The 10,650-nt window shown below is 36.6% G+C and carries 14 protein-coding genes and 1 pseudogene; 11 read left to right on the top strand and 4 right to left on the bottom strand.

Features of this window, described 5'->3' with window-relative positions; genetic code table 11:
* The 11 genes and pseudogenes from ABWO41_RS10620 to ABWO41_RS10570 form a co-directional block, all read left to right on the top strand.
* Positions 1–212 (top strand): annotated as a pseudogene (locus ABWO41_RS10620) (transcriptional regulator); the annotation flags it as partial.
* Between the two features lie 52 nt (positions 213–264).
* Positions 265–2,382: a cbb3-type cytochrome c oxidase subunit I gene (locus tag ABWO41_RS10615; RefSeq protein ID WP_353137500.1), complete on the top strand. Its 2,118-nt coding sequence runs from the start codon at positions 265–267 to the stop codon at positions 2,380–2,382.
* 7 nt (positions 2,383–2,389) lie between these two features.
* A complete protein-coding gene (locus ABWO41_RS10610; RefSeq protein WP_353137498.1) occupies positions 2,390–3,391 on the top strand; it encodes a cytochrome c in 1,002 nt (333 codons plus the stop codon).
* An 11-nt stretch (positions 3,392–3,402) separates the two neighbouring features.
* Positions 3,403–3,657: a hypothetical protein gene (locus tag ABWO41_RS10605; RefSeq protein WP_353137496.1), complete on the top strand. Its 255-nt coding sequence runs from the start codon at positions 3,403–3,405 to the stop codon at positions 3,655–3,657.
* 6 nt (positions 3,658–3,663) lie between these two features.
* Positions 3,664–4,077 carry a cytochrome C gene (locus ABWO41_RS10600; protein ID WP_353137494.1) on the top strand — a complete coding sequence of 138 codons (414 nt, stop codon included), beginning with the start codon at positions 3,664–3,666 and terminating at the stop codon, positions 4,075–4,077.
* Positions 4,074–4,460 carry a group III truncated hemoglobin gene (locus ABWO41_RS10595; protein WP_353137492.1) on the top strand — a complete coding sequence of 129 codons (387 nt, stop codon included), beginning with the start codon at positions 4,074–4,076 and terminating at the stop codon, positions 4,458–4,460. The genes ABWO41_RS10600 and ABWO41_RS10595 overlap by 4 nt, the downstream gene beginning before the upstream one ends.
* A gap of 4 nt (positions 4,461–4,464) precedes the next feature.
* Positions 4,465–4,842, top strand: coding sequence for a group III truncated hemoglobin (locus ABWO41_RS10590; RefSeq protein ID WP_353137490.1), 378 nt, complete (start codon positions 4,465–4,467; stop codon positions 4,840–4,842).
* Between the two features lie 158 nt (positions 4,843–5,000).
* Positions 5,001–5,318, top strand: coding sequence for a hemerythrin domain-containing protein (locus tag ABWO41_RS10585; protein WP_353137488.1), 318 nt, complete (start codon positions 5,001–5,003; stop codon positions 5,316–5,318).
* A gap of 9 nt (positions 5,319–5,327) precedes the next feature.
* Positions 5,328–5,657, top strand: coding sequence for a 2Fe-2S iron-sulfur cluster-binding protein (locus ABWO41_RS10580; RefSeq protein ID WP_353137486.1), 330 nt, complete (start codon positions 5,328–5,330; stop codon positions 5,655–5,657).
* A 312-nt stretch (positions 5,658–5,969) separates the two neighbouring features.
* The gene (locus ABWO41_RS10575) at positions 5,970–6,974 is read left to right on the top strand and encodes an NAD(P)/FAD-dependent oxidoreductase (protein ID WP_353137484.1); all 1,005 of its coding nucleotides are present in this window, start codon (positions 5,970–5,972) and stop codon (positions 6,972–6,974) included.
* Positions 6,975–6,976: 2 nt separating this feature from the next.
* Positions 6,977–7,291, top strand: a complete 315-nt coding sequence (locus ABWO41_RS10570) for a 2Fe-2S iron-sulfur cluster-binding protein (protein ID WP_353137482.1) — start codon at positions 6,977–6,979, stop codon at positions 7,289–7,291.
* A 6-nt stretch (positions 7,292–7,297) separates the two neighbouring features.
* Here the strand turns inward: ABWO41_RS10570 and ABWO41_RS10565 are convergent, their stop codons facing one another.
* From ABWO41_RS10565 to gap, 4 genes are all read right to left on the bottom strand, one after another.
* Positions 7,298–7,660: a DUF488 domain-containing protein gene (locus ABWO41_RS10565; RefSeq protein WP_353137480.1), complete on the bottom strand. Its 363-nt coding sequence runs from the start codon at positions 7,658–7,660 to the stop codon at positions 7,298–7,300.
* A 178-nt stretch (positions 7,661–7,838) separates the two neighbouring features.
* Entirely contained in the window at positions 7,839–9,029 is a 1,191-nt protein-coding gene (locus tag ABWO41_RS10560; RefSeq protein WP_353137478.1) for a phosphoglycerate kinase, read from the bottom strand.
* A 26-nt stretch (positions 9,030–9,055) separates the two neighbouring features.
* Positions 9,056–9,490: a GNAT family N-acetyltransferase gene (locus ABWO41_RS10555; RefSeq protein ID WP_353137476.1), complete on the bottom strand. Its 435-nt coding sequence runs from the start codon at positions 9,488–9,490 to the stop codon at positions 9,056–9,058.
* Between the two features lie 3 nt (positions 9,491–9,493).
* The gene (gene gap / locus ABWO41_RS10550; protein WP_353137474.1) at positions 9,494–10,492 is read right to left on the bottom strand and encodes a type I glyceraldehyde-3-phosphate dehydrogenase; all 999 of its coding nucleotides are present in this window, start codon (positions 10,490–10,492) and stop codon (positions 9,494–9,496) included.
* Positions 10,493–10,650 lie beyond the last annotated feature (158 nt).

Here is a 10,650-nt window from a genome sequence, read left to right as displayed (position 1 = left end):
AACCTTTATCTATCATCGTAGAGGCTATAGATGGTAATAAAATATTTGTAGGTTGTGGTTTAGGACTAAACTATTGTTCTGAAAGTAACCCCTGCCCTATCCATCATGAATTTAAGAAAATACGGAATGATATTATCAATATGTTAAAGAATACGACTATAGAAGATTTCAACGAAGATCTGATTCTTGGCAACTCTACATTGAAAAAATAAAAAAATTTAAAATAATAAAAGACAAAAAGGTGTTAATATACTATATATAAAAATGAAAATCCCGATAAAACTATTATTAGTAGCTATTGCCTTGGCGCTACCTTCTCTGTGTATCGCATCGGAAAGTAATAATACTTCTATTGTACAGGTAAGCATAATGGGTTGCCTGCTCATTGCTATCCTGATTATATTAATGGCAGTGATACATATTAAAAATAAAGCAGAGACAGTCAGTAAACAAGCAGATAACAACAATAAATCCGAGAATAAAGATAGGTTTAAAAAGCGTCTAAACAACTTCAACAGCGAGCAAATAGAGAGTTATTTGAGCTATAAACAATCCAAAGAAAGATCAAAAAAAATACTTGGTGTTGTTATTTTCTTAGCGATTACCTCTCAAAAAGCTTACTCTCAAACCACAGATAGCTCGTTATTAAACAATGGAGGAATTATCATTACTATTGCTTTAATTCTTATACCCATATTAGCCGGGTTAGCTATTTTAATTATAAAACTGGTTAATGCTTTAGATAAATACAAAAGAAAACAGGACATCAGCGAAGCTGTAAGATTTTCCGGCTTTCTAGAAGATAATAATGATCATAATCTGGAACAAGAGCTCATTAAACGAAAAAAGGCGTTAAATTTTCGAATTTCAGAAAACCAGCTTTCCGGCAATATACCTGCAGAAGATTCTATCGGCCTGTTAAGCGATATTGATCATGAAGCCCCTCTCCCTTTGGTTGCAGCCAAAAAGAAGGCGCTTCAAAGACATAAAATAGATCCTGCACTAAGTAATCTTATTATATGGTATATAGTTGCTGCTGCTTTTTGGCTATTGTTTGGAACTACAGTTGGAGAATATCTTGGCATTAAATTCATGGCTCCGGAAGCCGACAATATTAGCTGGTTAAGTTTTGGTAGATTGAGGCCCGTCCATACCAATGCTGTGTTTTGGGGATGGGCTTCTTTATCCATGCTTGGACTTGGGCATTATATTGTACCGCGTGTAAGCAATGTACCAATTCATAGTATAAAATTGGGTTGGTGGGCTTTTGCCCTGATTAATATTACAGTTGTATTGGGTTCACTATCCTTAATGGCAGGCATTAATAATGGCGGTGGTGAGTACAGAGAATACATCTGGCCAATCATGCTGCCTTTTGCCATTGCACTGGTACTTACTGTTATTAATTTCATTAAAACGGTTGCACAAAGAACAACTAAGGAAATCTATATTTCCAACTGGTACATGGTAGCAGCTATACTGTTTACCATTGTGATTACATTGGTTGCCTATCTACCTTTCTGGCAGCGCGGTTTAGGAGAGACTATTGTACAGGGTTACTATATGCACCAGGGAGTAGGTATGTGGTTTATGTTGTTTACACTGGGCGTGGTATACTATTTTTTGCCACAGCAGCTTAACAAACCTATATATTCTTACAGCTTGGGGATTCTGGCATTTTGGGCGCAAATTATTTTCTATACATTAATCGGAACACACCATTTTATTTTCAGTTCCATCCCTTGGTGGCTACAAACTACAGCCATTATTGGCAGTATGGGCATGGTTATACCCGTTGCAGCCGGAACCGCGAATTTTCTCCTGACATTTAAAGGAGCATGGTACAAAATAGGTCAAAGCTATACCCTACCATTCTTTCTGGTTGGAATCATATTCTATTTTACGGGTTCTTTACAAGGTACGGCAGAAGCTTTCAGGTACACCAATTTGTTATGGCATTTCACAGATTTCACCGTAGCCCATTCCCATTTAACGATGTATGGTATTATCAGCTTCTTTCTTTGGGCTGCTATTTATGCTTTATTCCCAAGATTAACGGGCAAAGAAGCTCCGCATTTAACAGTCGGTATACATTTTTGGCTGGCGCTCATTGGCCTGCTTATTTACACTGTACCGCTTATGTATGGTAGTACTTTAAAAGGATTGTTATGGATGGAAGGAAAACCCTTTATTGAAAGTGTTGTGTTTATGGCCCCATATTGGCTGTGGCGCGCCATTGGTGGAAGTCTGATGTGGCTATCACACCTGTTTTTCGTCTATAATTTATATAAAATGCTGGTAGACCACAAGTCGATAGACATTAACGAGATGGCGATCAATAGGCTCAATAAAACAGACAGAAAAGAGGATTACAATAACTAAGCTGGTCATGGAATATTTTAATAATCATAAAAAACTTTATATAACTGCAACTGCTCTGTTTGTCTTTTTAACCTTGTTGGTATGTATTATCCCTGCTTTAGACAATCAGAAAAATTATGCTCCGCTTCCAAACGCCAAACCTTTAAGCAAAGAAGCAGCTATGGGCAAAGCTATATTTATTTCTGAAGGCTGTATGGCTTGTCATACCCAACAGGTGAGAAATGTAGACATGGATAAAACCTGGGGAAAAAGACCCAGCATTGCGGCTGACTATGCAGGCATTTCCAGAACTGATATTTGGCGAAATACGGCAACCCTTATGGGAACAGAAAGAACAGGTCCCGATTTAACAAATATTGGTTCCAGACAGCCTAGCTCAGAGTGGAATCTTACGCATCTTTATAACCCCAGAATACTGGTTAAAGAATCCATAATGCCATCCTATCCCTGGTTATTCGAAGAAAAAGAACATGTATTACCCACTGATGTGGTAGTTACCGTTCCCGAAGAGCATTTAACCAATAAACGTCACAAAATTGTGGCTACAACTAAAGCTTTACATTTAATAGCTTACTTGCAATCTTTGGTTCAGGCAGATCTTCCGGAAGCTGCACCAAAACCTATATTCCTCTATAAAAAGGAGCTTAAAACCAAAACTACTAAGGACGGAAAAGAAGAGGAATTAGATGGCGCCCCTTTATATGCAAATAACTGCCAGATGTGTCACCAGACAAATGGAGAAGGTTTAAAAGGTGCTTTCCCGGCTCTAAAAGACAGCAAAATTGTTTTAGACAAAGAGCCTGAAGCTATGGTAGACATCATCATGAACGGTTACAGTGGAAGAGTAAGCGAAGGTTATGCTGTAATGCCTCCTGTTGGCACTAACAATAATCTTTCTCCAGCTGAAATTACCGCTATCATGAATTATGTGAAAAACAGTTGGGGCAATAATGCACCAAAAGTTTCTACAGAACAAATAGATGAACTGGTTAAAAAAGTTAAAAAGTAAATAGGTACATCATGAAAAAACTTGGGTTAATATTTGGTATATTGTTTTCTTCTATTGCTTTGTGGGCTTGCCCTGTATGTGAAAAGCAACAGCCTAAGGTTTTAAAAGGCATAACACACGGTGTAGGCCCGCAAAACAATTGGGACTACGTAATTATTTCTATTGTAGCGGTATTGGTTTTAATCACATTATTTTACACTGTAAAATATTTGATAAAACCTGGAGAGAAGTCTGCAAGCCATATTAAAAATCTCTTCATAAATTAAAATGATATGGAAGAAAAAAGTAAGATATTTTTATTTATAGATGATAACCCTACTCCGGTTGCAGAATTGTTTGCTCCTGTAAACTTTGAGCTTGATACATCTAAACTGGTAGACGGTAGACATCTGCTAAAAATAGTAAGCAAAGATCCCAGAGGCAAAGAAGGCATTAGGTTAATCAATTTCGAGGTAAGGAATGGTCCATCTATAGCTGTAGAGGGCATCAAAGAGAATGCAGTGGTAGATGGGATTATTCCTATTATGATTAACGCCTACGGAAAAGGTAACCAGAAGAATTTTCTGATATCGGGTAGCGAATCGCCTCAAAGTATACCTTTTTGGGTATTTATTATCCTTATTCTTTTTATTGCCTGGACTATTTATTTTATTACGACTTCATTCTCTATTGATTTATTTTCATGAAAACAGACATCAGAAATATAGATGACATTAAAATTTTTGTTGATGAATTTTATTATAAGGTTCAGCAAGACGAATTTATAGGGCCTATTTTCAACAGTGTTATACAAGATTGGACGGTTCATCTTAATAAAATGTATCAGTTTTGGAATGCAGCATTGTTTGGTGTCCCCGGCTTTAAAGGAAATCCCTTCGCCAAACATGCTCCGCTTCCAATACAAAAGGAACATTTTGAACGCTGGTTGCAACTCTTCCATGAAACTATAGATCATTTCTTTATAGGAGCAGTTGCCGAAGATTGTAAGAAAAGATCAGAACTCATGGCTGCTATGTTTTTAAGCCGACTGGAAAATATGCGTGGTGGTGCAGATAAAGTTATTGTTTAAAGCTATGGTATCCACAATAAATAAAGAAATTGAAAGTGTAGAGGATATCACCTTACTGGTTAATACTTTTTATGATAAAATCAGAAAGGATGATCTTTTGGGTGCTGTTTTTAATGCCATTATTAAAGACTGGAATCCTCATTTGGAAAAAATGGTCCAGTTCTGGTCTACTTTATTGCTCTATACCAGAACGTACAAAGGAGATCCGTTGCCCTCTCATTTACCTTTAAAAATAGAGAAAATACATTTTGACAGGTGGCTATTTCTTTTCGATCAAACCATCGACGAACTTTTTACCGGCGAAATTGCAGCCAATGCTAAAAAAAGAGCCTTTAGCATTGCCCGGATTATGAAAGCGGTAAAGCAAATTAAGGAGGAATAATTATGAAAAATATCCCTATTAAAAGATCTGAATTTTTAATTCAATTATCCCGAGATCATCATTTTACGCTATTGTTTTGCTGGAAGATTAAGGAAGGATTGAAAAAAGATATCCCACTTATTTTAAAAGACTATGTGCTCTTCTTCTGGAATTGACATATGCAGAAACACTTTGAACAGGAGGAGGAACTGCTTTTTAAAAAGGATGACAATGTACTTTGTAACCTTGCCAAACAACAGCACCTGCAGATTGATGAGATTATTTCACAAATTAAAGAATCTCCTCATCCGCACAATCCTATTTTTCAAACTTTAACTGATACTGTTAATCAGCACATAAGACTCGAAGAGCGCGAAGTTTTTCCCTTTTTAGAAAAAACATTACCAAAAGAAGATTTAGAAAGTATTGGCGAAATACTCAAAAACGAGAAGAATGATTTTACAGACAATTATCCTGTAGAATTTTGGAAACATTAAACGATCATTTTGCTCAATAAAAACAAAAACATTGGTATTGACATTATTTATGAAGAAGATAGTTACCATATCAAAACTCATTATAATGAATACAGAAATCTCATGATGCTCATTTATGACAATCTATATCCTGATGATTTCGGAGATTGTATGGGAATGGGCAAATGCGGCACATGTTTAATAGAAATATTGGAATTTCGTACCATGCCTACCTTTTTGAATAGGAATGAAGAAACAACCGTACAAAAACATAATATTAAAAACAAAAACACTCGTTTAGCATGCCAGATATTGATTGATGAACATTTGGACGGTTTAAAAATCAAAGTATTGAAATAAAAATGGAGAAAAGACTATCAATTAAAAACAGGACACATGAAAAGCAACATTATAATAAACACTAAATCAATTACCTTTTGCTGATAACCAATAACAAGTTTACTAAAACAATCATTCTCGGTTTAAGGTATAATATTAATGGAACACAAAACCAATACAACTACTACATTGCTCCGTAATGAGTAATGTAGTTTATAAAGAAAAAGATAGGTAAATTAAATTGGATACATTCGAAAACGCCAATTATACCTTGAGGTTGTTCCGAAATAGAAGCAATAAAGATGGTATTTGTTTATTAATATAAGGATAAAAATGATTAATTGCGATATATGCATTATTGGTGCCGGTCCCGTTGGTCTTTTCGCTGTTTTTGAAGCTGGACTTTTACGTATGCGCTGTCATTTAATAGATGCATTGCCGCAAACAGGCGGACAACTTTCGGAAGTCTATCCTCATAAGCCAATTTACGATATACCCGGCTATCCGATAATAACCGCACAAGAACTGATAGACAAACTCATGGAACAGATACATCCCTTTTCCCCAACTTTTACATTGGGTGAACGTGTAGAATCTTTCCTAAAAAATAGCGATGACCTGTTTGAGCTCACAACCAATGAAGGCACAAAAGTAGTTGCCAAAGCTATTGTCATTGCTGCTGGATTAGGCTCTTTTGAACCCCGCAAACCCGCCATACCAACTTTGGAAAAGTTTGAAAAAAATGGGGTTTTGTATTGGGTTAAACATCCTAAAGACTTAAGTGGCAAACAAGTAGTTATAGCCGGTGGCGGTGATTCCGCATTGGATTGGACTATCCATTTAGCAGATATTGCCCAACGTGTAACACTGGTTCATCGTGGCGATACTTTTAGAGGTACACCTGAATCGGCAGCAAAAGTATTTGAGCTGGCCCGGCAAAATAAAATTGACCTGATCTTAAAGTCCAATGTAGTTGATTTATTGGGACAGGATAGACTTGAAAGTGTAGAATTGCTTGACCACGAAAGAAATTCATTAAGTATAGCAACAGACTATTTTATTCCCCTTTTCGGACTGAGTCCTAAACTTGGCCCCATAGCACAATGGGGATTAGGGATAGATAAGAATGCCATTAATGTTAACACCAAAGATTATTCTACAAATATAGATGGTGTATATGCCATTGGAGACATAAACACTTATGAAGGGAAATTAAAATTAATCCTTTGTGGCTTTCATGAAGCTGCATTAATGGCACAAAGTGCCTTTAAATACGTATACCCAGACGAAAAACTAACTTTCAAATATACTACCGTTTACGGAATAAATCCTTTATAGTCATGTCGAAAATAACTGTGATAGATAAGCTTGGGTATGGAAATGACTTTGAAATACCTGACGATATAGCTTTAAGCTTGATGGAATTTCTGAAGGCAGCAGAATACGACATTGAAGCCAGTTGTGGCGGGATGGCTTTATGTGCTACCTGTCACATTGTAGTTCTGGAAAAAGGAGAGCAAATACCCGAGTCTAATGAACTGGAATTGGCTATGCTAGATGTACTTCCCCATAGCGAAGCTAACAGCAGATTATCCTGCCAGATTATGTTAAAAGATATTCCGGACGGCACTATAATTAAGATTGTCGGAAGTTAGCTCCTTTTATATCTTCTTATCTAAAAACTCTTTTAAAACCATTGCATTGTTCTTCTCCCTTTCTTTAGAAGCATATAATAAGACAATCTTTTTATGTTTTTTAAGCTCATCCATAAAAGAATCCAGATTAGAATTAGTTTCCAACTCTTTTAAGTAATTCTTTTTAAAAGTCATAAAATCATCCGGATGTTTATGATATGCTTTCCTTAATTCTGAAGAAGGACTGATATCCTTTGCCCAAAAGTCTAATTCCAGATTTTCTTTTTTTATTCCTCTTGGCCACAGTCTGTCTACCAAAACCCTGAAAGATTCCACTTCCTCTGCCGGAGCATCGTAAGCCCTTTGAATATCTATCTTTATTTTTGACATATGTAGAGAAGTTAAAAGTGTAAAGTTAAAAGTTAAAAGAGCCTTTATCTTCTGTTCATAAGAATTGTATATCAAAAACATAAATCGCTTATCTATAAAACCACAAGTGGCTTAAAGAGTTTTGATTTTGGTCAAAACTCTTTAAGCCACTTTAAGGAGAGCGTCTCCAACTCAAAGATTATCCTTGAATTGCTTTCACTCCGGGAAGCTCTTTTCCTTCCATGTATTCCAATAAAGCACCACCACCTGTAGACACGTAGCTTACTTCGTTTTCCAAACCAAATTTGGCAATTGCCGCAGCAGAATCTCCACCGCCAATTAAAGAGAATGCTCCGTTTTTAGTTGCTTCTACAATTGCATCAGCAACTGCTTTTGTTCCTTTGTCAAAAGCATTCATTTCAAAAACGCCCATTGGACCATTCCAAAGAATAGTTTTAGAGTCGGCAACTACTTTAGCATATCTTTCTCTTGTCTCCGGACCGATATCCAAACCTTCCCATCCATCAGGAATTTCTTTGGTTGGAACTATTTGAGTGTTTGCTGTTTCAGAAAAATCATCTGCAATAACAGAATCGGAAGCTAAATGTAATTTCACCCCTTTTTCTTTTGCTTTTTCGATAACATCTAAAGCCAGTTGCAATTTATCTAACTCTACGATAGACTGACCTATTGAACCACCCAACGCTTTGATGAAAGTATAGGTCATACCACCACCAATAACCAGGTGATCTACTTTATCCAATAACTTCTCTATCAAAAGAATTTTGTCTGATACTTTAGACCCTCCCATAATTGCTGTGAAAGGTCTTGCTGCATGATTTAATACTTTTTCTGCATTTTCTACTTCCGAAGCCATTAAATAACCAAAGTATTTCGCATTCGGGAAGAATTTCGCAATAACCGCGGTAGAAGCATGCGCTCTGTGCGCCGCACCGAAGGCATCATTTACATAAACATCGCCTAACTGAGCTAATTTCTCAGCAAAAGCTTCGTCACCTTTTTCCTCTTCTTTATAAAAACGTAAATTCTCAATCAACAATACTTCACCAGCTTTTAAAGCCTCTGCTTTAGACTTTGCATCTGCACCAATGCAATCATCCGCAAATTGAACTTCTTTACCCAATAAGTTCGACAAATGCGCAACTACATGTTTTAAAGAAAATTTATTTGTTGGTCCTTCTTTTGGTCTTCCTAAATGCGACATCAGTACTACAGAACCTCCATCATTAAGAATTTTTTTAATGGTTGGTAATGCTGCTGTAATTCGCTTATCGTCGGTAATATTAAATTCAGCATCTAAAGGCACATTGAAGTCTACTCTCACCAGCGCTCTTTTTCCGCTAAAATTAAAGCTATCTACTGTTTTCATTTTGTATGTTATAAAATATGGTTCTTCTAATTAATTTTAAGATACATCTGACGATGTGGACCTACATTAGGGATTTCAAATTCTTCGGAAATGAACTCAAAACCCAAAGAAAGATAAAATTTGTAAGCTACTTTTCTGGCATTACACCAGATATAGTTTGCCTTTCTGCCCCGCAAATATACGATTGCAAAATTAAGCATCATATTGCCATAACCTTTCCCCCTAAATTCGTATAAAGTGGCCATTCCCCTGAGCTGATACCCATCACCTGAAAAGTCTGGATGAGGTACTTTATGGAACGAGGCTACACTTACCAGTTCTCCCTCTATTTCGTAGCCCAAATGAAAAGAACTCTCGTCATTGTCGTTATCAAAAACACACTCCTCATTGCTTAACTTTCCATCCCGCAATACAATGTTTCTTACAAACAATACCTCAGATACATTTACAAATTTTACCATTCGTTATTTTTGGGATTTAATTTTTTCAATTAAGTCTACTAACCGGCTGGAATACCCATATTCATTATCGTACCAACCTACCACTTTAACCATTCCGCCAACAATAGACGTTAACTTCGAATCGAATATACAGGAATGAGGATTCTCTAATATATCCACCGAAACAATCGGGTCTTCGGTATACTCTAAAATTCCTTCCAGATTAGTTTCAGAAGCTAGTTTAAACGCTTTATTGATCTCTTCTACCGATTCAGGCTGATGCTCTAATATACAAGTAAAATCTGTTAAAGAACCATTTAAAACGGGAACTCTTATACCAGCCCCTCCCAGCTTACCATCCAAATGCGGAAAAACATTGGTTATGGCTTTTGCCGCTCCGGTTGTAGTAGGAATAATCGATCCCGAAGCCGCCCGGGCCCGTCTTAAATCTCTATGCGGCGCATCATGCAAGTTTTGATCACCCGTCATAGAATGAACCGTCGTAATATATCCTTCCCTAATATTCCAATAATCGTTAAGTACTTTTATCATTGCTGCCACGTTATTGGTGGTACATGATGCATTCGAAATGATCGGGCTCTTAAGATCCACCTCTGCATCGTTGATTCCCAACACCACTATAGGAATATTCTTATCCTGAGTTGGAGCAGACAAAACAACTTGTTTCGCTCCGGCTTTCAAATGTTTTGATGCTAATTCTTCTGTCAGGAATTTACCTGTAGCGTCTATAACAACGTCAATTCCCAATTCTTTCCACGGTAAATTCTCTGGATCCTTTTCCGAAAATACTTTTATCTTCTTTCCGTTTATTTCCAGATAACCGGCCCCGGAAGATACAGATCCTTTAAAATTACGATGAACGGAATCATACTTAAACAAATGGGCCAACGTGTCTGCATCTGTTAAATCATTTATAGCCAGCACAGTTATGTCCTCTCTGTCTATAAGTAATTTCAAAACTGTACGCCCTATACGTCCAAAGCCATTTATAGCAATCTGCATCTCCGGTTTTTTATTGAACAAATGTACCGAAATAGGAAGTTTAAAAAAATTTAAAATTTATTTTGCGCTTTATACATACGTTTCTATATTTGCACCACCAAAAACAAAATGGCCCGTTCGTCTAGGGGTTAGGACGCAAGATTTTCATTCTTGAAACA

It is taken from the genome of Pseudopedobacter sp., assembly GCF_040392825.1.
Lineage (GTDB): Bacteria > Bacteroidota > Bacteroidia > Sphingobacteriales > Sphingobacteriaceae > Pseudopedobacter.
This window is presented reverse-complemented; position numbering and strand designations above follow the sequence as displayed.

What these genes read in the sequence shown, in the direction of transcription:
- ABWO41_RS10615 (WP_353137500.1), top strand. Translation starts at nt 265, where the DNA reads ATGAAAATCCCGATAAAACTATTATTAGTAGCTATTGCCTTGGCGCTA.
- ABWO41_RS10610 (WP_353137498.1), top strand. Translation starts at nt 2,390, where the DNA reads ATGGAATATTTTAATAATCATAAAAAACTTTATATAACTGCAACTGCT.
- ABWO41_RS10605 (WP_353137496.1), top strand. Translation starts at nt 3,403, where the DNA reads ATGAAAAAACTTGGGTTAATATTTGGTATATTGTTTTCTTCTATTGCT.
- ABWO41_RS10600 (WP_353137494.1), top strand. Translation starts at nt 3,664, where the DNA reads ATGGAAGAAAAAAGTAAGATATTTTTATTTATAGATGATAACCCTACT.
- ABWO41_RS10595 (WP_353137492.1), top strand. Translation starts at nt 4,074, where the DNA reads ATGAAAACAGACATCAGAAATATAGATGACATTAAAATTTTTGTTGAT.
- ABWO41_RS10590 (WP_353137490.1), top strand. Translation starts at nt 4,465, where the DNA reads ATGGTATCCACAATAAATAAAGAAATTGAAAGTGTAGAGGATATCACC.
- ABWO41_RS10585 (WP_353137488.1), top strand. Translation starts at nt 5,001, where the DNA reads ATGCAGAAACACTTTGAACAGGAGGAGGAACTGCTTTTTAAAAAGGAT.
- ABWO41_RS10575 (WP_353137484.1), top strand. Translation starts at nt 5,970, where the DNA reads ATGATTAATTGCGATATATGCATTATTGGTGCCGGTCCCGTTGGTCTT.
- ABWO41_RS10570 (WP_353137482.1), top strand. Translation starts at nt 6,977, where the DNA reads ATGTCGAAAATAACTGTGATAGATAAGCTTGGGTATGGAAATGACTTT.
- ABWO41_RS10565 (WP_353137480.1), bottom strand. Translation starts at nt 7,660, where the DNA reads ATGTCAAAAATAAAGATAGATATTCAAAGGGCTTACGATGCTCCGGCA.
- ABWO41_RS10560 (WP_353137478.1), bottom strand. Translation starts at nt 9,029, where the DNA reads ATGAAAACAGTAGATAGCTTTAATTTTAGCGGAAAAAGAGCGCTGGTG.
- ABWO41_RS10555 (WP_353137476.1), bottom strand. Translation starts at nt 9,490, where the DNA reads ATGGTAAAATTTGTAAATGTATCTGAGGTATTGTTTGTAAGAAACATT.
- gap (WP_353137474.1), bottom strand. Translation starts at nt 10,492, where the DNA reads ATGCAGATTGCTATAAATGGCTTTGGACGTATAGGGCGTACAGTTTTG.